The organism is Sphingomonas sp. GW821-FHT03E12 (assembly GCF_059420685.1).
In genome coordinates this window covers 1-24,626 of the sequence record NZ_JBWKUF010000006.1, presented here as the reverse complement: position 1 = coordinate 24,626, position 24,626 = coordinate 1, and the positions used below count along the sequence as shown (strand labels likewise).

Annotated in this window: 17 protein-coding genes; 9 read left to right on the top strand and 8 right to left on the bottom strand. The window is 66.4% G+C overall.

From position 1 onward, the window contains the following. Positions 1–13: 13 nt before the first annotated feature. On the top strand, positions 14–700 hold the full coding sequence (locus tag AC07TU_RS18240; RefSeq protein ID WP_495189352.1) for a winged helix-turn-helix domain-containing protein: 687 nt from the start codon (positions 14–16) through the stop codon (positions 698–700). 7 nt (positions 701–707) lie between these two features. Further along, complete coding sequence (locus AC07TU_RS18235) at positions 708–2,105, top strand: sensor histidine kinase (protein WP_495189351.1); 1,398 nt, start codon at positions 708–710, stop codon at positions 2,103–2,105. A gap of 57 nt (positions 2,106–2,162) precedes the next feature. Here AC07TU_RS18235 and AC07TU_RS18230 read toward each other — a convergent pair whose 3' ends face one another. The 6 genes from AC07TU_RS18230 to AC07TU_RS18205 all read right to left on the bottom strand — a co-directional run bounded on the left by AC07TU_RS18230 (position 2,163) and on the right by AC07TU_RS18205 (position 12,407). Next, positions 2,163–5,138: a TonB-dependent receptor gene (locus AC07TU_RS18230; RefSeq protein WP_495189350.1), complete on the bottom strand. Its 2,976-nt coding sequence runs from the start codon at positions 5,136–5,138 to the stop codon at positions 2,163–2,165. A gap of 88 nt (positions 5,139–5,226) precedes the next feature. Then, positions 5,227–6,159 carry a FecR family protein gene (locus AC07TU_RS18225; protein WP_495189349.1) on the bottom strand — a complete coding sequence of 311 codons (933 nt, stop codon included), beginning with the start codon at positions 6,157–6,159 and terminating at the stop codon, positions 5,227–5,229. After that, complete coding sequence (locus tag AC07TU_RS18220) at positions 6,156–6,629, bottom strand: RNA polymerase sigma factor (protein WP_495189348.1); 474 nt, start codon at positions 6,627–6,629, stop codon at positions 6,156–6,158. Before AC07TU_RS18220 ends, AC07TU_RS18225 begins: the two co-directional genes overlap by 4 nt. A gap of 86 nt (positions 6,630–6,715) precedes the next feature. Continuing rightward, positions 6,716–7,705, bottom strand: coding sequence for an amidohydrolase family protein (locus tag AC07TU_RS18215; RefSeq protein WP_495189347.1), 990 nt, complete (start codon positions 7,703–7,705; stop codon positions 6,716–6,718). After that, positions 7,702–9,648 (bottom strand): S9 family peptidase, encoded by a 1,947-nt coding sequence (locus AC07TU_RS18210; protein ID WP_495189346.1) that lies wholly within the window; start codon positions 9,646–9,648, stop codon positions 7,702–7,704. The genes AC07TU_RS18215 and AC07TU_RS18210 overlap by 4 nt, the downstream gene beginning before the upstream one ends. Before the next feature lie 62 nt (positions 9,649–9,710). Next, complete coding sequence (locus AC07TU_RS18205; protein WP_495189345.1) at positions 9,711–12,407, bottom strand: TonB-dependent receptor domain-containing protein; 2,697 nt, start codon at positions 12,405–12,407, stop codon at positions 9,711–9,713. A 384-nt stretch (positions 12,408–12,791) separates the two neighbouring features. Here AC07TU_RS18205 and AC07TU_RS18200 point away from each other — a divergent pair, with 384 nt between their 5' ends. The 4 genes from AC07TU_RS18200 to AC07TU_RS18185 all read left to right on the top strand — a co-directional run bounded on the left by AC07TU_RS18200 (position 12,792) and on the right by AC07TU_RS18185 (position 17,258). After that, positions 12,792–13,781, top strand: coding sequence for a dipeptide epimerase (locus tag AC07TU_RS18200; RefSeq protein ID WP_495189344.1), 990 nt, complete (start codon positions 12,792–12,794; stop codon positions 13,779–13,781). A 92-nt stretch (positions 13,782–13,873) separates the two neighbouring features. Next, on the top strand, positions 13,874–15,313 hold the full coding sequence (locus AC07TU_RS18195; protein WP_495189343.1) for an amidase family protein: 1,440 nt from the start codon (positions 13,874–13,876) through the stop codon (positions 15,311–15,313). Then, on the top strand, positions 15,310–16,017 hold the full coding sequence (locus AC07TU_RS18190; RefSeq protein ID WP_495189342.1) for a M24 family metallopeptidase: 708 nt from the start codon (positions 15,310–15,312) through the stop codon (positions 16,015–16,017). Before AC07TU_RS18195 ends, AC07TU_RS18190 begins: the two co-directional genes overlap by 4 nt. 134 nt (positions 16,018–16,151) lie before the next feature. Further along, positions 16,152–17,258, top strand: coding sequence for a helix-turn-helix transcriptional regulator (locus AC07TU_RS18185; protein ID WP_495189341.1), 1,107 nt, complete (start codon positions 16,152–16,154; stop codon positions 17,256–17,258). 2 nt (positions 17,259–17,260) lie between these two features. Here the strand turns inward: AC07TU_RS18185 and dgcN are convergent, their stop codons facing one another. Further along, positions 17,261–18,253: an N-acetyltransferase DgcN gene (gene dgcN / locus AC07TU_RS18180; RefSeq protein WP_495189340.1), complete on the bottom strand. Its 993-nt coding sequence runs from the start codon at positions 18,251–18,253 to the stop codon at positions 17,261–17,263. A gap of 207 nt (positions 18,254–18,460) precedes the next feature. On the opposite strand from dgcN, the gene AC07TU_RS18175 reads away from it, so the two are divergent. Then, complete coding sequence (locus AC07TU_RS18175; RefSeq protein WP_495189339.1) at positions 18,461–19,732, top strand: spinster family MFS transporter; 1,272 nt, start codon at positions 18,461–18,463, stop codon at positions 19,730–19,732. Here AC07TU_RS18175 and AC07TU_RS18170 read toward each other — a convergent pair. Then, a complete protein-coding gene (locus AC07TU_RS18170; protein ID WP_495189338.1) occupies positions 19,729–21,189 on the bottom strand; it encodes an N-acyl-D-amino-acid deacylase family protein in 1,461 nt (486 codons plus the stop codon). The two genes, AC07TU_RS18175 and AC07TU_RS18170, sit on opposite strands and share 4 nt — an antisense overlap. Before the next feature lie 264 nt (positions 21,190–21,453). On the opposite strand from AC07TU_RS18170, the gene AC07TU_RS18165 reads away from it, so the two are divergent. Both AC07TU_RS18165 and AC07TU_RS18160 read left to right on the top strand, forming a co-directional pair. Continuing rightward, positions 21,454–23,514: a TonB-dependent siderophore receptor gene (locus AC07TU_RS18165; protein ID WP_495189337.1), complete on the top strand. Its 2,061-nt coding sequence runs from the start codon at positions 21,454–21,456 to the stop codon at positions 23,512–23,514. 32 nt (positions 23,515–23,546) lie between these two features. Beyond that, positions 23,547–24,449, top strand: a complete 903-nt coding sequence (locus AC07TU_RS18160; protein WP_495189336.1) for an alpha/beta fold hydrolase — start codon at positions 23,547–23,549, stop codon at positions 24,447–24,449. Positions 24,450–24,626 lie beyond the last annotated feature (177 nt).

Sequence of the window (24,626 nt, the reverse complement as noted above, 5' to 3'; positions counted from 1 at the left end):
CGAGGAACGCCGCATGTCGCAGAAGATACTCGTGATTGAGGATGACCGCGCCACGGCTGACCATATCGTCAAGAGCCTGACCGATGAGGGGTTCGTCGTCGATCAGGCCGCCGATGGGCGCGACGGACTGTTCCACGCGACCGACGGCAGCTACGACGCGATCGTTCTCGACCGCATGCTGCCCGGTATGGACGGCATGGCGGTGCTCGCCGCGTTGCGCGCGGCGCGGGTCGCCACTCCGGTGATCATCCTCTCGAACCTCGGCGCGGTCGATGCCCGCGTCGAAGGACTGACTTCGGGCGCCAACGACTATCTGGTCAAACCCTTCGCCTTTTCCGAGCTGCTGGCGCGGCTGAAATTGCTCATCGCAAAGCCGTCGGGAACGACGCAGGCCGAGACCCTGCTTGCCTGCGAGGATCTCGAGATGAACCTGCTCAGTCGCCGGGTCACGCGCGGCGGGCGGCGCATCGAACTGCAACCGCGCGAGTTCCGCCTGCTCGAATATCTGCTCCGGCACAAGAACCAGGTCGTCACGCGCACCATGATGCTGGAGGGCGTGTGGGAATATCATTTCGATCCGGGAACGAATGTCGTCGATGTTCATGTCAGTCGCTTGCGCCGCAAGATCGATGACGGGTTCGACCGGCCGCTCCTCCACACCATCCGCGGCGCGGGCTATATGCTCGGTTTCTCGGACTAGCCGGCCGATGCGCGGTGTTGCCCTTCGGTCGACCACGGTCCGGCTGGCGCTGCTTCTGCTGCTGGCGCAGGTTGCGACACTCGCCTTCGGCCTGACCGTGATCCACCGTTCCACGGAAGCGATGATCCTGTCCGATGCCCGTACGGCGGCGGAGGTCGCGCGCGACGACTTCATCCAGGAATATCGGCAGGAGGGAGAAGCGGGTCTGGCGCGCGCGATCCGCGACCGTCTCGCTGTGCGCGATGATCGCAATTTTGTCGTGCTGCTGAAAAGGCCGGACGAGGTACCGGTCGTCGGCAATCTCAAACAATGGCCCGCAACCGTCGGTGACGCAGAACGCTGGCGGCGGATCAGCCTGTTCCGCGAAGGCGGCACGGCAGCCGAGGAAATGGGTCTCGTCACGACGCGGCTGCCCGGCGGGCATGTGCTGCTGACCGGCGAGGTGCTTGAGGCGCAGGTTCAGCTCGCCCGCGCGAGCCGGGCGGCGTTCCTCTATGCCTTCATTGCCGGCATCTTCGCTGCGGCGCTGGTGGCTGCATTCGCCGCCTGGATCCTGTCGCGCCGCGTGGACGCCTTTGCGCGTGCGGCTTCGAGCATTGCCGCCGGGCAGCTCGATGCACGGGTCGAGCGCGACGAATCGGGCGACGCATTCGATCGGCTGGGCAACTCGATCAATGCGATGCTGGACCGGATCGAAACGCTGGTGCGCGAACTGCGCATGGTCACCGACTCGATGGCGCACGATCTGCGCTCGCCCGTTTCGCGGTTGAAGGCGGTGCTCGAGCAAGCGCTTCGCCGCAGCCGGGACGCGGACACGACCGCCGCGTTAGCCGGGGCGATCGACGAAGCGGACAGCCTTCACCGCCTGCTCGACACGGCGCTGGATATCAGCCGGACCGAAGCGGGAATCGGCCGCGATCAGTTCACGCGCTTCGGTTTGCGCCCGATGCTCGAGGATATCGCGGAAGTCTACGGGCCGCTTGCCGAGGAGCGGGGGTTCATGATCCGGGTCGATGCCCCGGCCGAACTGGATATCGTGGCGCATCGCGAGCTGTTGCAGCGGGCGCTGTCGAACCTCGTCGACAATGCGCTCAACTATGCGGAGGGCGGTTCGGTGATCGATATCGGCGCGTCGATCGCAACCGCCGGTGCGATTGATCTGACGGTTTCCGACGACGGGCCCGGCCTGTCGGAAGCGGAAAGAGCGAGCGCAGTCCGGCGCTTTGTGCGCCTCGATCCGGCGCGCGGCGGTGCGGGTGCGGGCCTTGGTCTTTCGCTCGTCCAGACGATTGCGCACCTGCACGGCGGCGCGTTTCGGCTCGAACCGAACCGTCCGCAAGGACTGTCAGCGCGTCTGATCCTGCCTGTCGCAGGGCAAGCCAGTATTCCGGGGAACGCCGGGTAGACCGGAGCCAATGGTTCAGAGGGGCGGCATCTACCGGACGGCTGCCCGGGACAGCGGCTAGAAGACCAGCCTTGCACCCAGCGAAAAATGCCGGCCGACCACGTCGTAGAAGGGGGAGTAGAGCGACCCGTTCGGGGCTTGCCGGTCGAGAAGATTGGTCACGTTGCCATAGATCTCCATCTTCGTTCGCGGGCCGGCTGCGACCCGTGCGCGCGCAGAGATGTCGAGATAGGCATAAGCGGGGATATGGTTGTTGAGCAGCTTGATCGTGGAATTATAATTGCCGGGCGAAATGTAGCGCGCGCGCAGTTGCGCACCGAAACCCTCACCGTCGTAGCCGATGCTGGCATTCACCCGCCATTTGGGAACGCCGAGGCTGAACGAGTTGCCCTGGGACCGGACATATTCGATCGTCGTGACGCCGTCGTTGGTCTTGAGGCTGTTGACCCAATTGGCCTGCAGCCGGAATGTCAGCTCGCCGGGCAAGCCGGCAAGGCGGCTGAACGGCAGCGTCTGGGAGAGTTCGGCGTCGATGCCGTCGGTCCTGTACTCGGACAGGTTGAGGTAGGAGGTGAGCGTGCGGGTGATGTTGCCCCCGGCATCCCGCTCGACATTCGCGCACAATGCCTGATTGCCGTTGAAACAGCGGATGACGAGATCCTGAGCCGAGACGGTGGTGATCACGTCATCGATGCGGACCCGGTAATAGTCGGCCCAGAGGCGCAGACCCGGAATGCCTGGTGGCGCAAAGAGAAATCCCGCGGTGAAGGTCGTCGCGGTTTCGGGCCGCAGATAGGGATTGCCGCCCGTGTGGTTGAGGACATAGACGCTGACATTCTTCAGCGGGTCGTTGAGCGTGTTGTAGCCCACCGTGAGCTGCGTGAAGAGTTCCGCAAGATTGGCCGACCGGATATCGCGCGAGCGGGTGAGCCGGCCGCGAAAGCCGGGGAAGAACTCGTTCGTGGCGCCCAGCTTCCAGGACCAGATCGATCCTGTGGTGTCGTAGTCGGACAGGCGCACCGCCGCGTTCAGCTCCAGCTTGCGCAGCAGCGGCCGATCGCGCGCCAGCGGGACGAGGACCTCGCCGAACAGCTCGTTGACGGTGAAGCCGCCGGCGATGGGCGCGAAGTTGAACGACCGGAATGCGCGGGCCAGATCGAGATCGCTTACCGTCTGCCGGATCGCCTCGCGCCGCGCCTCGATCCCGGCAGCGATGGAGACAGGCCCGGCGGCGAGCATCACCGGCTCGCCGCGCAGGCTGATGCCGCCGACATCCAATTTGGTCGTGGCGCGCTGGCGCGGCGTCCCGGTGACATAGGCGAGCGCTTCCGGCGACGGTGCGCCTTCGCCGAACAGGTTGATCGGCACGCACATGCTCGACGGGTCGGTCAGCTTGACGCGGCAGACCGGCTGGCCCGTCACCGGATCCCGCACCGCATCCACGGCCTGGTTGAAGTTGGCGGCGATCACGAAGCCCGGCGTGTCGATATCGTTGCGATACTCGCCATGGCTGTAATAGCCGCTCAGGCGCCAGCTTGCCCCCAGCGTCGCGTCGAGCGCGATCGTCCCCTGCGTCGTCACCCGCTCGAAATCGATGCGGGGGAAGGGGAAGTCGGAATTGAACCGGCCCATCGTGAAGCCGGCCTCTCCCGCAGCCAGCAACCGTGCGCTGATCTCGGGCGAGAGGAAGGCATTGTCCCGCGCAATGGAGATGTTGCCGCGATTATGGTCGCCGAACCAGATATAGTCGTTCCACATGCGCGAGTGGCGCAATTCCGCCGTGACCTTGACGGAGGCGTTCGGCTTGAAGGTGACGCGGCCCAGCGCACTGTAGCGCCGTTGCGGCGTGACAAGCGCGCTGAGATCGTCATTCGACGGTCCCTCGCCGCCGATCATGTCGGTGCCCACCACCGTGCCGTAGCGGAAGTCGCGAAGCGATCCGTCAGCGTTGAAGACCTGGCCGGCCAGGATGCCGCTCAGGATCAGCCCCCCGCGCGCGGCATTGGCAAAGCCGACATCGGGCGTGAGCAGGAAGTTGCCGTTCCCCGCGGCCACGCTGGACCAGCGCCCGACGCTTGGACGCGATACCTTCGGAATGACCCCCTCATTGTCGAGATATTCGACGCCCAGGATCACCTTGCCGCGCCCGCCCGCGAATGCCGTGCCGAACGCGCCGTCGAACCTGCGCTCGGCCGCATCGCCTCGTGCCGAGATTCCCGCCTGTGCCCCGAGCCGGATTCCGCGCAGATCGCCGTCGAGGACAACGTTCACCACGCCGGCAACTGCGCCCGACCCCCAGGCTGCCGACGCGCCGCCGGTCACGATATCGACCGATTTGATCAGCACCATGGGGATGGTGTTGAGATCGTTGTCGCTCGAGAAGCGGCGCCCGTCGAGCAGCACGAGCGTGCGGTTGATCCCCAGGCCGCGAAGGTCGACCGGTGCCATGCCCGCGCTGGTGTTGGTGCCGCTGGTTTGTGGCGAGATCGTCCCCCGGAATTGCGGCAGGTCGTTGAGCGCCGCGGCGACGTTGGCCCGCCCGCCCATTTCGAGGTCCGGGCGCGTCACATGGGATGTCGGGGTCGGCGCTTCGAAGCCAAGCAGGTCGATGCGCGAGCCGGTAACGACGACATCCTGTACCTCCTCCGGCCGTTCCCGGGGAGGGGAGGGCGGCGCAGGAGGCGGCTTGGCGGCGGCCGGCGCGCGGCGCACGCTTCGTTCGGCCGCGCGCGCGGTGACGACGTAGGAGCCGCCGGCGGTGACGGTGAAATCGAGCCCCGACCCGCTGAGCAGGCGGCGCAAGGCCTCGGCCGCGGTGTAGGTGCCGTTGAGCGCCGGCGCGACGCGTCCCCTGGCGGCGCTCGGCAGGAAGGCGATGTTCGTGCGCGTGATCGTCGCCACGGCTTCGAGTGACAGCGAAAGGTCCTGACGCGGCAGCGCGAACCGGAACCGGGCGGCGGATTGCGCTTCGGCGGCAGGCGCGGCGACGCACATGAGCGCGCACATCGCTGCCAGCTTGCCACCCTGAATCACGTCCCGCCTCTACGCCACTCCACCGGATCGTTCCGGCCGACGGAACGACGATAGGGGAAGACGCGCTGTCGGTGGCACGAAGATGTGATCAAGGCGTCAAAAGCACCGCTTCGCCCTCGCGCCGCAACCGCAGGCCGTGAAGCTCGGCCACCGCGGCCGCGAACTCTGCCGGATTGTCGGTCGCGAAGACCCCCGAAATGGGAAGCGCGGCCAGGCGCGCATCGTTCACGATCACGCGCTGCCTGCCGTACCGGTTCACCTCCGCGACGGCGTCGGACAAGGGGGTGTCGCGGAAGCGCAGCTCGCCGCGCCGCCAGGCGGTGATCGCGTCGAGCTCCGGCCTGTCGAGCACCGGCACCGCGTCCGGCGCCGCGGATACGCGCTCGCCCGGGGCGAGTATGGCAAGCACGCGAGACCGTTCGCCCGCGCGTGTAACCTCGACCTTGCCGTTGAGCAGCGTGACGCGGACCCGATCCCCGTCCCGCCGCACGACGAAACTGGTGCCGAGCGCCTTGATCCGCTCCTCGCCGGCCTTGACGACGAAGGGGCGCGCGGCATCGTGCGCCACGTCGAACATCGCCTCGCCGCGTTCGAGCGAAACCTCACGTTCGTCGCTGTCGAACTTCACCGTGACGTGGCTGTCGGTGTTGAGGGATATCCGGCTGCCATCGTCCAATGCCGCGGTGCGCTGCTCCCCGATACGGGTATCGAAGGTCAGCGGCTGATTGAGCAGGACGGTCATCGCCCCGGCGCCGGCGAGGACGGCCAGTGAAGCGGCGATTGCCAGCGGTACGAACCGGCGCGAGGCTGGACGGTGCGGCGCCTCGTTGAGCTCGGCCGCGCCGGGCAGGAGTTCCCATAGTTCGGTGGCGCGTTCAAACGCTTCCTGATGCGCGGAATCGGCCTTGAGCCAATCCTGCAACGCTCCCCGGGCTTCTTCGCTCCGCGGGCCATGCAGCCGGGCGAGCCACGCCGACGCTTCCGCGTTCAGGCGCGTTCGCTCCTCCTTGGACCGTATCACCATTGCTCCATCCAGTTCATCATCTCCAGGGTCGCTCGGGCGACCTGTTTTTCTACGGCGGGGATCGACATCCCTTCTTCTTTGGCAATCGTCGCGTAATTGGCGCCGTCCAGACGCCGGCGAAGCAGGATGCGTCGCGTGCGCTCGGGCAGCCGGTCGAGGCCGGCGGCCGCATGGTTCAGGCGCGCCTGGGACTGAAGCACTTGTTCGGGGTCGGGCGCGGCATCGGCGATGCGGAAGACATTTCCGGCGGAGAAGGGCGCCCGGCGCTCGCGGCGCTCCTCGTCGATCATCAGGTTGACGGCAGTCCTGACCAGCAGTGCCTCCTGCGAACGCACCGCATGGCGCTGTTCGTAGCGTTCCACCTTCAGAAAGGCTTCGTGCACCAGGTCTTCGGCATCCTGTTCGGCCACACCGCGCCGCCGCAAGACGGATCGGACGTGCCGCAACATGTCATTCAGCTGCCTCATCGCGCTCCCTGATGCCCCCCTACATGATTCCGCCACCGGAATTCGAGGCGATTCTGTGCCGCGGCCGGTTCAGCGCCATCGGGTCTTCAAGGGCCGACATTGCGCGCGATCGCCTCCCATTCGGATCGGGTCAGCGGGAGGGCCGCCATCTCCGAATAATAGGCGCGCAGATCGCGCGCGAACGGCCAGTCCGAAGCAGGCAGGAAATGGTCGAGCCCGATCCTGCGCATGAGCTTCACGAGCGCTGTTCTGTCCTGCTCGGACGCTGCGCCGGGTTTGATCGCGGCAAGATCGAAATGGAGGTTGGCGCAACGCATCGGGCGCTGCTCGCACGCATCGGCGAAGACGCCGAGCGCATCGAGCGTGGCGGAATCGATGCCGCCCCAGCCGGCGGCATGCGCGATCTGCACCGTCGTGCCGCGCGCGGCCGGCAGCACGTCGTTCAGGAAGATGCGTGCCTCTTCCGCGCCATAGCCGTCCGCCCGGTGACGCATGTGGATCATGATGCGCAGACGCGCAGACGCCGCGGCGCGCGCGGTCGCCGCCAGCATCTTCACCTGATCCGGCTGGTGATAGTCGAACCGCGAATTCGCGAGGTGGATCTTGACGCCGGCAACGTTGCGATCGCCGCGCCAGCGGTTGATCTCCGGCACCGCCGTCGCCGTGAGCGGATTGACGCCGATATAGGCCTGGAACCGTTCGGGATGATCGCGTGCCAGGGCAACGGTGAAGTCGTTCGCCTGACGCACGATCTCCGCATGATCCGGAGCCGGGGGCACCATCATCGGGCTTTCCGCCAGATAGGCGGTCGACATCAGCCGCGCGCGGCGGATGCCGGCCTTGTCCATCGCCTGCAGCAGGTCGTCCACGCTCAGCGGGTTCAGGAACTCGGGATCGCATTTGCTGGTCCTGCCCGGGCTCGCGCAATAGCCGGGCAGGAAGGCGAGGATCGCGGGCGAATGGACATGGACATGGTGATCCACGGCCACCGCCGGCGGCTCCGGTTCCGCCGCGCGCGAGGGCGCGACGAACAGGAGCAAAGCTGCGGCGACCGTGAGCACCAGCACCAGGATCACCGCGGCACGTTGCCGAGCAGCGTCTGCTGCCAGAACACTACGCTCGACCAGAAATAATAGTCCTCATTCTCCTTCTTGCGGAAGACATGGCCGTCATTCTCCGCAAGCAGGTGCCACACCGTGCCGCCCTTGCCGCGGACTGCCTTGATGATCTGATCGGCCTCGCTTGCCGGCACGCGCGGGTCATTGCCGCCGGTCGCGATCAGCAGCGGCAGGTCGATCTTATCGACGCTGGTCAGCGGCGAGATCTCGATCAGCTTGGCGCGCTGCTTGGGATCGCGCTCGTCGCCATATTCGACGCGGCGCAGGTCGCGGCGATAGGATTGGGTGTTCTCGAGGAAGGTGACGAAGTTGGAGATCGCGACGTAGCAGTTCGCGCCCTTGAGCCGTGCCGAATAATGGGTCGCGGTGGCGTAGCACATATAGCCGCCATAGGAGACGCCGGTCACCGCGAAGCGAGCGGAATCGAGCGTCGTATCGCCGGCCAGCGCATCGAGAAACGCGCCGATGTCCTTGACCGAATCCTCGCGCTTGAACGGCCCGTTGTCGAGATTGACGAAGCGCTTGCCGAAGCCGCTCGACCCGCGGACATTGGGGAAGAACAGCGCAATGCCGAGCTCGTTGAGATAGTAATTGTCGGCGCCGAGGAAATCGGGCCGCGTCTGCCCCTCCGGACCGCCATGGATGTTGATGACCAGCGGGCGCTTGCCCGGGAAGCGCGCCGGATCGGGGCGATAGAGGAAGCCGGTGACCGTCTCGCCGTCGAAGCTCTTCACCTCGACAAGCTGCGGCTCGACATTCTTCGCCGGATCGAGTCCGCCGGTTTCGCTCGCGGTCCAGCGGGTCACCGCCAGCGTCTTCGGATCGACCGCAAAGGCATCGCCGGCAACGCGCGCCGACGACATGCTGAGCCCGATCGTTCCCCAGGGCGCGATCTCGATCGCCGATCCGATCGAATAGGGGATCACGCCCGCCGGAAGCCCCGTGACGTCACGCGTCGCACCGGTGGCGGCGTCGAGCACATGCAGGCGGCTGACCCCGGCCTCATTGGTCGCATAGGCGAGGAAGCTGCCGTCCGGGGCGAGCGCATAGTCGGTCACGTCCCATTTGGGATTGCGCGAGACTGCGGTGAACTTGCCGGTGCGCCGATCGAGCCTGCCCAGCCGGACGAAATCGGAATCGACGTCCGACAGCACCCAGATGCCGCCATCGGGCGCATAGCGCGGGGCGATGTGCGAGACCTCGCGCTTGAGGTCGTTGAGCGCGCGCATCTTGCCGGTCTTGAGATCGAGTTCATAGACGTCGGCGCGGTTGATCGACATGCGGTTGATCACCAGCGCGGTCGCACCGTCGGCGGAGAAGTCGGCGATGTTCCAGCCGCCGCCCTTGACCGTCGCGACGAGGCGGTCGGACTTGGGGTCGCGCGGATCGATCACATAGAGGTCGGCATCGGCGCCGTTGCGCCGCGTCGAGGAATAGCCGAGCAGCTTGCCGTCGGGGCTCCAGCCGCCGAACCAGTTGCGGCTCTTGCCGTCGGTGAGCAGCTGCAGCCGCCCGTCGGCCAGCGTGTAGAGCTGGTAGAATTCGCCGCCGCCGACATCCTTCTGCACCACGGTGACGTCGCCGGCACCGGGCGAGACCGAGGCCATCAGGATCGGCTCGTCCTCGAAACTCAATTGCGTGCGATCGGCGTTCGGCGCGCGCACCTTGTGCACCTGATCGGTGTTGGCGAACCGCGTCTTGACCAGCATCGAGCGGTCAGCGGGGTTCCAGCCGAGGAAGTTCGCCTTGCGCGCCTGGAGATAGGGCTGGGTATCGGCGGCAAGCTGTTCTGGAATGGCCGGGATGCCGTCGGCGACGATCGCGGCGGGTTTCGCGACCTGGGCAAGCGCGGTGGCAGGAAGCAGCGCGAGCGCCGCGGCGAAGGCAGGACGAAGGAACATCAGGCTCTCTCCAATGGGAAAACCCGCCCGGCGGGTACCGGGCGGGCTTGCCGTTACAGCGATCAGAAGCGGACGCGGGCACCAAGGGTGAAATAGCGGCCCAGAACGTCGTAATAGGGCGAGTAGAGCGACCCCGGGGGCGGCGCCTTGTTGAACAGGTTGGAGACGTTGGCGTACAGCTCCATCTGTCGTCCGTCGGACACCGGAACCTTCATCTGCGCCTGCAGGTCGAAATAGGTATAGGCGCCGATGTGGTTGTTGGTGAGCGGCACCTGGTTGTTGTACTCGCCCGGCGAAATATAGCGGGCGCGCACCAGGCCGGAGAAGGTCTGGTCCTCATAGCCGATCGAGCCGTTGACGCGCCATGCCGGTACGCCGAGGCCGAACGAATAGCCCTGCGAGCGGACATATTCGAGCTTCACCACGCCATCGTCGGTGGTGAGGCTGTCGACCCAGGTGCCGAGCACCCGGAACTTCAACCGGCCATCCGCGGAATCGAACAGGCGGTTGAGCGGCAGGATGTACGAGACCTCGGCGTCGATGCCCTTGGTCTTGTAGTTGGCCAGGTTCACGAAGGTCGAGACGGTGCGCGAGATGTTCCCGTTGCCGTCGCGCTCGACGCGCGCGCACAATGCGGTGTTGCCGTTGTAGCAGCGCGTCACCAGGTCCTGGGCGGCGATGGTGGTGATGACGTCATCGACATCGATGTCGAAATAGTCGACCGACATGTTGAGGCCTGCCACCGCGGGCGGCGAATAGGTGAAGCCGAAGGTCCAGGTATCGGCCTTTTCCGGCTCGAGGTTGGGATTGCCGCCGCCGTTGCTCAGCACATAGACATTCTGCTTGGTGACCGGGTCGTAGATCGTGTTGTAGCCGGTCGTCGTCTGCGTATAGAGTTCGCTCAGATTGGCCGAGCGGATATCGCGCGAGCGCGTCGCCCGGCCGCGGAAGCCGGGGAAGAACTCGTTGGTGACGCCGAGCTTCCACGACCAGATCGACCCCGTCGTGCTGTAGTCGCTGACGCGCACTGCGCCGTTGAACTCCAGCTTGCGCAGCAGCGGGGTGTTGTGGATCAGCGGGACCAGCACCTCGCCGAACGCTTCCTTGACGTCGAAGCTGCCCGACATCGCCGAGAAGCTGAAGGTGCGGAACGCCTTGGCGGCGTCCAGTGCGCCGATGGTCTGGTTGATGCTTTCCTTGCGCGCCTCGATGCCGACAGCGAACGAGAAATCACCAGCAGGAAGCGCAAACGGTTCGCCACGCAGGCTGACGCCGCCCACATCCAGCTTGGTCGTTCCGCGCTGGCTCGGCGTGCCGGTGACATAGTCGATAGCCGCCTGCGACGGCGCGCCCTGGCCGAACAGGTTGATCGGCACGCAATTCGTCGACGGGTTGGTCAGCGCGATCCGGCAGATCGGCGTTCCGCCCGGACCCTTCACCGAATCCACCGCATTGGCGAATTCGCGGGTCAGCAGGAAGCCCGGGGTATCGATATTGTTCTGATACTCGCCATGGCTGTAATAGGCGCTCCAGCGCAGGTTGGATCCGATCTTGCCGTCGAACGCCAGCGTGCCCTGCGTCACCTTCCGCTCGAAATCGATCTCCGGATAGGACAGGTCGCTGTTGAAGCGGCCCATGTAGAAGCTGGTCTGACCGGCGTTCGCCAGTGCAGTACGGACCTGATCCGACAGGTACGCATTGTCGGACTGGATCAGGATCCCGGACGTCGCCGTGCCCTGCACGTGATCGCCGAACCAGATATAGTTGTTGTACATGCGCGAATGGCGCAGCTCGGCGGTGACCTTGATCGACGGAGTGATCTCATAGGTCAGGCGGCCGAGCACGCTATAGCGGCGCTGCGGGGTCATCAGCGGGCTCAGATCGTCGTTCGACGGGCCTTCGCCGCCGGTCATGAAGCCGCCGACCACCCGGCCAAAGTCGAAATCACGCAGCGAACCGTCGGGGTTGAACGCCTTGCCCTTGAGCACGCCCGAGGTGATCAGGCCGCCATAGGCGGAGGTCGAGAAGCCGACGTCCGGCGTCATCGCCCCGCCGAACGAGGCCCAGCGGCCGATCTTCTCGCGGGCGACCTTGGGCACGATGCCGTCGCTGTTGAAATATTCGCCGCCGATCACGAAGTGGCCACGGCCTTCGGCGAACCCGAACCCGGCCTTGCCTTCAAAGCGGTGCTGCGCGGCATCGCCAAAGGTCGAGAGGCCCGCTTCGGCGCCCAGCTGGAGACCGCTGAACTTCTCGTCGATGCCGATGTTGACGACGCCCGCCACGGCGCCCGAACCCCATGCGGCGGAGGCGCCGCCGGTCACCACCTGCGCGCTGCGGATCATCACATTGGGAATGGTGTTGAGGTCGTTGTCGCTGGAGACGCGGCGGCCGTCGACCAGCACCAGCGTGCGGTTGATACCCAGGCCACGCAGGTCGACGGGGGCATTGCCTGCGCCGGTGTTGGTGCCGGTCGTCTGTGCGGAAGTGGTCGCGCGGAATTGCGGCAGGTCATTCAGCGCGGCCGCGACGTTGGGGCGTGCGCCGACCGAGAGGTCCTCGGCAGTGACCATGATCGTCGGGGTCGGCGTGTCGAAGTTGCGATCGATGCGCGAACCCGTGACGACGACCTCTGCGCTCTCATCGGCGGCCTGGGCCTCGACCGGAGCGGCCTGATCGGCCGTAGCGGCTTGCGCCCATGCGGTTGCCGGGATGAAGAATGCGGCGCACGCGCCAACTACACTGCCGAATCGCGTCATATGACCCTCTGTTTCAGCCGGCGGTCCATCGCCGCGGGCTTTCACGGGGAAGACGAACGGATTTCACAAAACCGACATATTCCTGCAAATTTACATCGGATGGCGGGCGCGCCGCGTAAGTTTCCAACGTCCGGAGGGTTTGAATTACGCCCGGGCGCGGCCGGAATCATCCCGGCTGCGCGGGCAAAACCGACCATGTTCGCACGCCGGGAACGGCAGTTCAGCGCCATGCCGAGCGTTAAGCACAAGCGAGCGATCTGCCGAAAGCGGCAGCACTGCATCTGTGGATGGCCCCGTGCGGCTAATCACCGCGCCGCGCCGGCAAAGCCCCGACTGCCGGCTGCGCTAGGCCGCGGCGATTGAACGCGTTGCGGAGCAGGAATCTTGAAGCTGGACGTACGGATCGAATCCTGGCCGATGCGGTCGCCGTTCCGCATCTCGGGTAGAGAATTCACCAGTGCGGAGATCGTCGTCGTCGAAGCGCGCGATGGCGCATATTGCGGCCGGGGAGAAGCCTGCGGCGTCTACTATACAGGGGATCTCCCCGATCGGATGGTCGCCCAGATCGAAGCGCTGATGCCGGTGGCGGGTACGCTCAATCGGGACAGCTTACAGCAGCTGCTTCCGGCAGGCGGCGCACGCAATGCGGTCGATTGCGCGCTCTGGGAGCTGGACGCGGCCCGGGCAGGCAAGCCGGTCTGGCAACTGACCGGTCTCGACGCCGTCCGTCCGCTGCCGACGGTGTTTACGATCGGAATCGACAGCGTCGGCGAGATGGCCCGGCAGGCGCTGGACATGACGCATGCACGCGCGATCAAGATCAAACTCGCCGGTGACGAGCTGGACGCCGCGCGCGTCCGCGTCATCCGCGCGGCACGGCCGGATGTGTGGCTGGGCATCGACGCCAATCGCGGCTTCGATCGTGCCGGTTTCCTGGCGCTGCTGCCGGTCCTCCACGAAGCGGGGGTCTCGTTGATCGAGCAGCCCTTCGCGATCGGGCGCGAGGGCGACATGACGGGTATCGACCGCAGCATTCCCGTGGCCGCCGACGAGAGCGTTCAGCAGATCAGCGATCTGCCTGGGCTGGTTGGCCTGTTCGACATCATCAATATCAAGCTCGACAAATGCGGCGGGCTGACTCACGCGCTGGCGATGGAGCAGGCAGCACGGCAGCTCGGGTTCCGCGTGATGGTCGGCAACATGACGGGCACATCCTGGTCGCAGGCATCGGGTTTCGTCCTTGGCCAGCGTTGCGATTTTGTCGATCTGGATGGCCCGACCTTCCTCGCCAACGATCGCGATCCGTCCGTGCGTTACGCGGATGGCATGATCCATTGCCCCGACACGGTCTGGGGGCTGGGAACCGGCCTCTGACGCGCCGCAGCGCCAAGCCTGCGCGCCAATCGGTCAAGCACCGCCGGAGCGCGGCTGCCATGAGGCCCGCTCAAACAACGGAAAGCCCGGATATGGCAGCAGGATCAAGCGGACGGATAACATGTGAGGATGCCTTCGCGATCGGGCGGCTCGACGCGACCGGGCAGGCGGCGCTGGTTGCACGCGGCGAGCTCGCGCCGGTCGATCTGGTCGAAGCCGCGATCATCCGCATCGATGCGCTCGACCCCTCGCTCAACGCGCTGACCTTTCGGGACGACGACGCTGCGCGTGGAAGCGCGGAGCGGGTCGAGGGGGCGATGGCGGGGGTTCCGTGGCTGGTCAAGGACGGGCTCGACTATCCCGGCATGCCGACGCGCAGCGGATCACGATCCCGCCGCGATGCCGCCGCCGGACTGATCGCCTTTCCCTATACGGAGCGGCTGGACGCCGCCGGGCTGATCGCGATCGGCAAGACCAACGCACCTGAATTCGGCCTGCTGCCGACCACCGAACCTTTGCTCTACGGCGCCGCGCGCAACCCCTGGGCGCTTGATCGCTCGCCGGGCGGATCGAGTGGCGGCGCGGCGGTCGCCGTTGCCTCGGGCATGGTCCCGCTCGCGCATGCCGCGGACGGCGGCGGATCGATCCGGATCCCCGCCTCGAACTGCGGACTGGTCGGGCTGAAGCCGGGGCGTGGCGGGAATGTCCGCGCGCGCGATCCGCATGTCATCGAAGACCTGCTCGTCGGGGATACGTTGCTCTCGCGGTCCGTACGCGACGTTGCCTGGGCGACTGCTGCAACCGCGTTGCACCTCCCCGCGATCGCTGCGCCGGACCGCCGCCGGTTGCGTATCGCGGTGATTCCGGAAAGCCTTGATCGGGGAGGCCCGGCGTCCGAAGTGCAGGAAGCACTCGATTTCGCGGCGACGCTTTGCGCGGGCCTCGGCCACGATGTCGATCTGGTCGCGTCGCCGGTCGATGGCCCTGCCGTCGCCGCCGCGTTCCGGACGATCTGGGGGTATCTCGCCCGGGATTCGATCCGCGACGCGGTCTCCCGGCTCGGGGCGTCCTCGGCGGCCGTGCTCGAACCCTGGACACTCGACTTGGCCGCATGGGGTAGTGGGATCGAGGCGATCGATGCAGACCGGCTCTTCGGGCACGTCGCGGCGGCTGGCGCTGCGCTTGACGCGTTCTTCACGGACTATGATGCGATCCTGTCGCCGGTGTTGCGCCTGCCTGCGCTGCCGATCGGTGCGCTTGCGCCCGACCGTCCGTTCGACGAGATCATGGCGCTGATGTTCGACTATGTCTCTTACACACCGCTCCACAATCTGACCGGGCTGCCCGCGATCTCGCTTCCGCTCTATCCGGGCGATGCCGGTGGCGTTCCGATCGGGAGCATGTTCGCGGCGGCGCGTGGGCAGGAGCCGATGCTGCTTGCGCTCGCCTATGAGCTGGAAGCGGCAGCGCCCTGGGGCGGGCGCTGGCCGGCGCATTCGATCGGCGCGGCATCGGCGCTGACGACCGCATGAGCGGAGGCGTCGATCCGCTTCGCGCGCAGCAGGAACGGAACGGGACTGCGTTCGACCCGGCGATGATGCTGGAGGCCCGTCAGCGGACCCGCGCGGCGATCGCGCGGATCGCGGCGGGAATCTCGCCGGGTATGGCCGAAGAAGCCGGGCAGGCCTTTGCGCGCCAGGTATTGAAGGAAGCGGGCATGCTTCGCGGCTGGCATGGCATCCATGTCCGCTTCGGTGCCAACACGCTCAAGAATTTCGGCGAGCCGTCCGCTCCCGGCGTCGTGCTGGGTGCGGACGATATCTTCTTCATCGACATCGGCCCGGTCTGGCAGGGGCATGAAGGCGATGGCGGCGACAGCTTCGTCACCGGCGGCGATCCCGAAATGGCGCGCGCCGCGCGTGACGTCCGGTCGCTGTTCGGCATGGCCCGGGATGCGTGGCAGGCTGACGGTTTGAGCGGGCAGGGCCTCTACGCCTTCCTCGACCGTCGGGCCGAAGAACTGGGGTGGCGGCTCAACCTCGACATGTCCGGCCATCGGTTGTCGGACTTTCCCCATGCCGTGAAGCATGACGGTGCGCTGGCCGACATCGCCTATCCGCCGTCTGCAGGCCTATGGGTGCTCGAGGTGCAGATCCGCCATTCCGAAAGGCCGTTCGGCGCATTCTATGAGGATCTGCTGCTCGACGAGGGCATAGGTCCATTGTCTCCGACCTGATCGGTTAAGAGGGTGACCCTTTCGGTTAAGTCGTGATCGTGCTTTCCGTCACTATCGCGTAATATCGCGCCCGCTGCCGTGTGGAGCCGGCGGATCGCGACGCGGATCGGAACCGCGTGGTGGGAGACATGAGCATGGCCAACTCCGAATTTCGCGCACGGATGCCGGCGGAACGCAGCATCCAGGACATCAAGCAGATGAACCACTGCCTGCACGATTCAGCGCCCGTGCTGGCCCCGGTGCATGACGGTTGGCCGAAGCCGGTCGGGGAGGCTGGTTTCCGCTACGACTATGACATCAACATCGCGCGTGGCGGCTGGGAGTTCCACGAGCTGGGTGCGGGGCTCAGCGTGATCATCACCGACATGGTCGCGTCGATGCCCACGCCGCGGCGGCACCACATGACCGACCATCTCGTCATGTCGATCGTGATCGACGGGGTCATCCCGTTCGCCGATCCGCGCGGGTCCGGGTCCGCCGATCCCATGAGTCGCGGCTTCTGCACCGTCTATGGCCTGTATGAAGGCAGCGCGGTCGAGACGCTGTACGAGACCGGAAAGCACCTGCGCTGGCTGACCATCGCGATCGAGTGCGAACGGTTCCGCGAAGCGACCGGCATCGACCCGGCGGAGCTTCCGCGCGATCTCGGTGATTTCCTGGCGGGCATCGCAGAGCTCCCGGCGCGCCGGGTGCCGGTGACGCATCCGACCGTATCGCTCGCCGCGCTCAACCTGCTGGAATGCCCCTATGGGGGAAGCTTCCGCGGCGCCTATATGCGTTCCAAGGTGATGGAACTCATCTGCCACGTGCTGGCGGCGATGACCGATCCCGCGCAGGTCCATGCCGGTGAGCGGCTGTCATCGGTCGATGTCGGCAAGCTGGAACAGGCGATGCACCGGGTGCGGGCCGACATGCAGGCGCCGATCCGGGTCGATGACCTCGCGGCCGAAGTCGGGCTGTCGCGCCGTCGCCTGCAGCACGGCTTTCGCCAGCTCTATGGCGATACGGTCTGCAATGTGCGCGACCGGCTGCGGATGGAGCTGGCGCTCGATCTGGTCGTCGATTCGACCATGTCGATGATCGAGATCGCGATGGAGACCGGCTACGAGCATCCGGCCAGCTTCACCCGTGCCTTCAAGGCGACCTTTGCGGCGTCGCCGGTCGCAACCCGCAACGCCGCGCAAGCCGGTCGGCTTGCGCGGCGGCGGCGCGACGGGGCGGGGCACCGCGCCGCCCGATAGGCCTAGCTCAGCAGGTGGTCGACGATCTTGGCCGGGCCGTGCAGCAACGGATCGCAGCAGGGCAGGCCGGTTTCGGCCTCGATCTCCGCGACCACCGCGTCGACGCGATCGGCGGGCAAGGTGCTGCTGTTGATGCTGATGCCGACGACGCGGACCGCCCGGTTGGTCAGCCGCGCCGCGGCAAGCGCCATGTCGGTCAGTTCGGCGAGGCTCGGCACCGGATAGTCGAGCCCGAGCAGCTTCTCGCGCATCGGCTCATGGCAGACGACCAGCGCGTCGGGCTGGCTGCCATGGATCAGGCCGAGCGTGACTGCGGCATAGGCGGGATGCGCGAGTGAGCCCTGACCTTCGATCACGTCCCAATGATCGGGGTCGGCATCGGGCGACAGCCATTCGGCGGCGCCCGAGATGAAATCGGCGATGACGGCGTCGATCACGACGCCGCGGCCCGCGATCAGCAGGCCGGTCTGTCCGGTCGCCCGGAAATCGGCGTCGATCCCGCGCGAGCGCATTTCCCGCTCGATCGCCAGCGCCGTGTATTTCTTGCCGACGGCACAGTCGGTGCCGACCGTCAGCAACCGCTGGCCCGATCGCTTGACGCCGGTGCCGGGAAGGAAGCGGCGCGTGGGCGCACGCACGTCATAGATGGTCCTGCCATGGCGTGCGGCGGCGTCGGCGATCACCGGAATGTCCGCCAGTCGCTGATGCATGCCCGATGCGACATCCAGCCCCGCCTCGAACGCAGCGTTGATACTGGCGATCCATTTGTCGGGAATCACGCCGCCGACATTGACGACGCCGACGATCATCGTCCGCGCGCCCTGTTGCCGCGCCTCTGCGGGCGTCATCTCGGGCAATCCCAGGTCGGCGGTGCATCCGGGCAGGCGGAACTGGCCCAGGCACAATTCCCCGCGCCATTGCCGGATGCCGGCACCCATCTTGTCCATTCCGACCAGATTGGCGTCGCCAAGAAACAGGAGATAGGGGCTTTCCATTCTGAACCATCCTCGACTGCATGTGATGCAGCCTTGGGTGGCGCAGCTTGGCAGCGGCCGCTTTGCACCGCGGACCGCTCGCTAAGCGTTTCAGGCATTCCGATCTGTCCCTGCCTGGCAAAGACAATCCGGCGCCCGTTTCTGTAAGGTCGGCGCCGCGAGCACCGCTATGCTCGGCGGCTCGAAGGGTCGAGCGAGAGGGGCGGAATGGACACGATTGCAGACGGCACGGCACGACGGCAGCGCATGGTGCTGCTCCTGCTGTTGAGCGCGACCTATGCCGTCAATTATATCGACCGCCAGATCCTCGCGATCCTGCTCGAGCCGATCAAGCGCGACTTCAATCTCAGCGATTCGATGCTCGGTCTGCTGGCAGGGCCGGCGTTCGCGCTGTTCTACGCGACGATGGGCGTGCCGATCGCGATCCTCGCCGATCGCCGGTCGCGGACGCGCATCATCGGCTTCGCGCTGGTCTGCTTCAGCGTCGCGACCGCTGCGTGCGGCCTCGTCACCCAATTCTGGCAGCTGGTGGCCGCGCGCGTGATGACCGGCGTGGGCGAGGCCGGGACCGGCCCGGCGTCGCAGTCGATCATCACCGACCTCTTTCCGCCCGAGTCCCGAGGGCGTGCCCAGGCCACCTATGCGGTTGGCGTCAACCTGGGGATCATGATTGCCTTCCTGGCCGGCGGGTGGCTGGCCCACCGGTTCGGCTGGCGCGTGGCCTTCATTGCGGTGGGGCTGCCCGGCCTGCTGCTCGCGCCTTTCTTCTTCACGCGCGGGCGCGAGCCGGCAAGGCGCGATCGTGAGGCAGCCGAGGCTGCCCCCTCGATGGCAGAGTGCCTCCGCTTCCTGCGCGGGCAGCGTTCCTATTGCTGGCTGGTTGTCGGCAGCGGGCTCAGCGCCTTTGCGGGCTATGGCGTGGCCACCTTCGTGCCCGCCTTTCTGATGCGTTCCCACGGCCTGGACACACAGCAGGTGGGGATGATCTTCGCGATCATCCTCGGCGTCGGCGGCGGCCTCTGCACCTATGGGTCGGGGGTGATGGTCGACTGGCTCGGGCGGCGCGACGTGCGCTGGTACATGCGCGTGCCGATCGTCGGCATCTTGCTCGCGCTGCCGTTCTGGCCGCTGTTCCTGCTGGCCCCGAACATCGCCGTCGCCGTCCTCGCCGCGATCGTGCCGCTGTCGGTCAGCGCGGTCTATATCGGGCCGGTGATCACCACGATCCAGATGCTGGCACCCGCCCGGATGCGCGCGCGGGCGGCGGCGATCCAGCTGTTCATCGGCAACCTGATCGGGCTGGGGCTGGGGCCGCAGGTCATCGGCATCGTCAGCGACGCGCTGGCGCCGGTCTATGGCAATGATTCGCTCCGCTACGCCCTGCTCGCCGGGGTCGCGGCGAGCTTCTGCGCGATGTTCGCCTATTGGCGCGCGTCGCGGACGTTGGCGGCGGATGTCGCGCGGGTAGCCGGCGCCTAGAGAGGGCCGGCGGCCCGCCGCTGCAACAGCCGTCCCGCTGCGACGGTGACGGTACCCGCCTCGGGCGTGTAGGCGCTCTGGCCGTTGACCCAGACTTCGATGATCCCACCCGCGGCCTGAACGGGATCGGCGAAGGTCGCCCGGTCGATGATCGTCGCGGGATCGAACAGCACAAGGTCGGCATAGGCGCCGGGTTGCAGGACCCCGCGGCCCTCGAGGCCAAAGACGCGGGCCGGCAGGCCGGTCATCTTGTGGATTGCCGTCTCGACCGGAAACAGTCCGACGTCGCGCGCATAATGGCCGACGACGCGCGGGAAGCTGCCCCATAGCCGCGGATGCGGCATCCGGTCATGAGGCAGTCCGTCGCTGCCGATCATCGTGCGCGGATGCGCAAGGATGCGGCGGACATCGGCCTCATCCATCGAGAAATAGACCGCGCCCGCCGGTTGCAGGCGCCGGGCTGCCTCGCGCTGATCGACGCCCCAGTCGGCGGCGATGTCGGCGAGCATGCGGCCCGCCGCATCCGGGGATGCGAGCGACCAGGTAATCTGCACCGGCAGGTCATCGCGCAGCAGTTCGACCAGCAGCGCGGTCGACGAGGCGGCATAGGGATAGGCGTCGAGATCGACGCGCTGATCCGCATTGGATCGCTCGATCAGCGCGAGCGTATGGCGCGACCTGCCGAAATTCTCACGCAGCGCGCATTTATGGTGGCTGAGCACGACCGCGCAGCCGACGGTCCGTCCGATCTCCAGCGCTTCCTCGATCGCCTCGACCACGCGCGTCCCCTCGTCGCGCAGATGCGTGACATAGAGACCGTCGCGCGCGGCGAGCGGCGCGGCGATGCCGATGACCTCGGCTGTCGTCGCGGCGGTGGACGGCGGATAGGCGAGTCCGGTCGAGAACCCCGCGGCTCCTTCGTCCAGCGATTGCGCCAGCAGCTGGCGCATCGCCGCGACCTCGTCAGGCCGCGCCTCGCGGTCCAATGTCTCGCCCATCACGGCGGCGCGCAGGCTCATATGGCCGACCAGCGCCAGCGCGTTGACCGCAGGCGGCTGCTCGGCGAGGCGATCGGCATAGGCCGCAAAGCTGCCATAGACCCACCAGCTTTCGTCCCCGAGCAGGTCGAGCGGCGCGACCGGCCGCGTGGCGGAGCGGAGCGGGGCCAGGCTCACGCCGCAATTGCCGGTGATCACGGTGGTGACGCCCTGCGACACCTTGCAGGTCATGTCAGCGGGATCGCCCAGGATCGCGCGATCGTCATGCGTGTGCGAGTCGATGAAGCCGGGACTGAGCGCCAGGCCGTCTCCGGCGATCGTGCGTGCCGCGGTCCAGCCCGCCAGATCGCCCATGGCCGCGATGCGGTCGCCGGTCACGGCGAGATCGGCCCTGGCGGGGGGCGTACCGGTGCCGTCGATCAGCTGGACGTTCCGGAACAGGATGTCGGTGTGTGTCATGCGGGGTTCCGGATCCTTGCTGGCCGGGCGTCTTGCCCGCCATTCCTACCCTGAAATCCTCCGGAACAGAGCGCACGGCGTCTTAACCGATCCGGAAACCGGCTTTGCCGGCGCGGACGGACGACCGGCCCAAAGCGCACCTTACAGTGAAGCGCCGGATCGCATAGGCAAAGAATGGCACCTCGTATGACGGTCAGATGACGGCCGTGTCCCGACACAGCCCGGCAAAGGCTGGCGGGCGTTCGTTGATCGGGGAGACCAGGAATGACTATCGGCAAGACCATGTTGCGCAGCACCTCAGCCCTTTTCCTCCTTGCCGTACCGGCCACGGCGGCGATGGCGCAGGAGGCGCCGGAGGACAGCCGCTCCGAGGATATCATCATTACGGGCGTGCAGTCCCAGCGCGCGGGGAAGACCGCGGTGCCGCTGATCGAGACGCCGCAGAACATTCAGGTCCTGTCCACCGCCCTGCTCAAGGATCAAGGCGTGAATCTGCTCGACGACGCGCTGCGCAACGTCGCGGGCGTTTCAGCGGGCGGCGTGGCACGTGCCTATGACCTGTTCCGCATCCGCGGGTTCGATGCCAGCAGCTTCACCTATGTCGATGCGCTGCCGCGCGGCCTTGCCATCAATGTCGAGCTGGCCGGGACCGAGCAGGTCGAGGTGATCAAGGGGCCGTCCTCGGGCCTCTATGGCAGCGGCTCGGCCGGGGGCATGGTCAATCTGGTCAGCAAGAAGCCCGTGCGCGACGCCTTCGTCGATATCGAGGGCAGCTTCGGCAGCTTCAACTCCACCAATGCGATGATCGATGGCGGCGGGACGCTCAACGACGCCGGCACGCTCTATGGTCGCCTCGTCGTGAACTATCGCGACGACAAGAGCTTCATCAATTTCCGCCCGGGTACCGAACGGCTCTACGTCGCGCCCTCGCTGACCTTCGAGCCGAGCGACCGGACCAAGATCACCTTGCTCGCCTCGCTGTCCAAGGACTGGAGCGAACTGATCCCCGGCCAGCCCGCCGCGGGTCTGGTCTATGCCGGGCCGCGCGGCTTCTACGATCGCCACGTCTATATCGGCGATCCCAAGGCGATGGGGAGTATCCTCCAGACCGTGGTCACCGCGGGCTATGAGCTCAGTCATGAATTCAGCGACGCCGTGTCGCTCTACCAGCGGGCACGGATTACCGACCTGGACCTGTCCTGGCTGAACCTGCAGCAGCCGCTGGTCTACGATCCGGCGACCGGCGTTCAGACCGAATTCTCGCAGGATTATTTCGAGGACCGGCGGGTCTATGGCGTCGACACCGGCCTCAACATCGCGGTGTCGACCGGCCCGGTGGAGCACCGATTGTCGGTGGGTGTCGAATATGATGGCCGCCGCACCAATGCGGAGAGCCGGCTGGGCTTCGCACCGGGGGTCAATCTCGACCTCTATAACCCCGACTACAGCGTCTTCGTGTATCAGCCCCGAACGGCGATTTCGACGCTCGCCTCCAAGTCGGACTCTTTTGGCTTCTATCTGCAGGAAAACGCCAAGATCGGGCGCCTCAACCTCCAGCTCGGCGGCCGATACGACACGATCGACTATGGCAATGGCGGTGAGAGCCAGAGCGCCTTCTCGCCCACTGTCGGCGCCACTTACGAGATCGGGGAGGGGCTGGCTTTCTACGCCAATTATGCGCGGTCCTTTGCGCCGCAGGCGGGGCTGTTCGACGCCAATGGCGACCAGATCGACCCCGAGCGCGGCGAACAATTTGAGGCAGGCCTCAAATTCGCTCCCACGGGCAAGCGGCTGAGCGCGACGCTGGGTATCTACCAGCTCACCCGCAGCAACGTCGCGACCGGCATCCCGACCATGCCGGGCCGTTATGCGGTGACGGGCAAGCAGCGCAGCAAGGGTATCGAGTTCGACGGCCAGTTTGCGGTGACGCCGGCCTGGCAGATCATCGCCAACTATGCCTATACCGACGCGAAGATCCTGCAGGACAATGTGCTGCCGGTCGGCGACCGGGTGCTCGGCGTGCCGCGTCATCAGGCCGGCCTCTGGACGCGCTACGAGATGAAAGAGGGCAGTCTGCAGGGCTTGGCCTTCAGCATCGGCGGCCGCTATCTCTCGAAGCAGGCGGGCGGGGTGCCCAACACCTATTTCCTGCCGGCCTATACGGTGGTGAACGCCAACATCGCCTACCGCACCGGGCCGCTGTCGTTCCGGCTCAACGTCAACAACCTGTTCGACAAGAAGTATTTCATCAGCTCGGTGGGTGAGTATTTCGTGGTCACCGGTAACCCGCGGACTGCGATGCTGACCATCGGCCTCTCCTATTGACAGGGATGGGCAGGCAGGAAGGATCCGGCGGTATGTCCATCTATCTGCGTCTGGCCCTGCCGCTGCTGCCGATCCTGCTGGGTGCGGGATCGGCAGCAGCACGCGATCCCGCCAGGGCAGAAGCATCCGCGCCGCCCTGCGCGGCGCGGGACGTCGCGGTCGGCGGGAAGCGGCTCCACTTTGTGATCTGCGCCGGCCGCCGTGGCGGCCCGGTGGTCCTGCTCGAATCGGGCGCGACGCTCGACTCGACCGAATGGACGCAGGTCACGGCCCAGCTCGCCGGCCGGACCGGCGCGACGATCATCGCCTATGACCGTGCCGGAATGGGGAAGAGCCAGGCACTCGATACGCCGTACGACATCGTCCAGGAGGTCGACCGGCTGCACGCTGCGCTTCGCAAGCTCCGGCGGAACCGGCCGTTGCTGATGGTCGGCCACAGCTATGGCGGCTATCTGATCCAGCTCTACGCCCATCGCCGTCGCGCGGACGTTGCGGGGCTGGTCTATGTCGATGCCAACACGGTGCACGGTATCGGCGGCGTCGAGGGCGCGAAAGCGCTGATCGATCCGGTCATTCAGGCCGACCGCGACGGCAAGGGCAAGTTCAACGACATGCGGCTCGCGCATGGCTATGTCGCAGCAACCGGGGTGATGACCCGCATTTCACCACCGGCCGGTCTTCCGGTGACCGTCATCACGCAGGGTGCCGCCGATCTGCCGATGCCGGATCCGGGCCCAAGGCGTTGGCGCGATGGCCATCTCGCGCTCGCCGCGGCCACCGGTGGGCGAATCATCTATGCGGACGGCGCGGGCCATATGATACCGACCGAGAAGCCCGAGGTCGTTGCAGACGCGATACTGGCAATGTTGCGTTTGATGCAGGCCCCCACGCGCCAGCAGGATCGAGACGGCCGATCGTTCGCCGATCACAGATAATGACATGACCGCGAGAAAAGTTCGCGTTTCCGCTTGACGTCGAGTGATTCGCTACATAGATGGCCCCTCACCGCAGCGGTGGTCCACACGGAACGGCGCAACGGTCAGCAAAAGCAAGGCGCACAGGTCGCCCCGGTAAAAAGGGGTTGGATGGTGCGTCGGTTTTTGTCGCTCTTT